This is a genomic window from Geobacillus sp. LYN3 (assembly GCF_003064505.1).
Taxonomy (GTDB): Bacteria; Bacillota; Bacilli; order Bacillales; family Anoxybacillaceae; genus Parageobacillus_B; species Parageobacillus_B toebii.
The window spans coordinates 1,956,327-1,956,585 of the sequence record NZ_QCWL01000001.1; the positions used below are offsets into that span (position 1 = coordinate 1,956,327).

General features: G+C 51.7%; 1 protein-coding gene. It reads right to left on the reverse strand.

Annotated elements, in window-relative coordinates:
• Positions 1-259, reverse strand: a 259-nt coding sequence (locus tag DCC82_RS18875; protein ID WP_233252973.1) for a transposase, incomplete at both ends; no start/stop codon positions are given.

Genomic DNA, 259 nt, shown 5'->3' on the forward strand with positions numbered 1-259 from the left:
GCTGGACCATTTCGACTCAAACTGTTGAAACATTTGTAACGCCATCTCCTTATTCGGCGCGCGATAAATCAGCTTGAGATCCTCGGCCACTTCGAATTGGTCTTTTTTCCGAACACGGCTGAGGGTGTTGCGGACTTTGTGAACGACACAGCGCTGCACATCGGCTTTCGGATACACCGCCTTAAAGGCTTCCTCCAGCCCCGGTAGTCCATCGAATACGCCCAGAAGCACTTCCTTGACGCCTCTTTTGTAGAGCTGT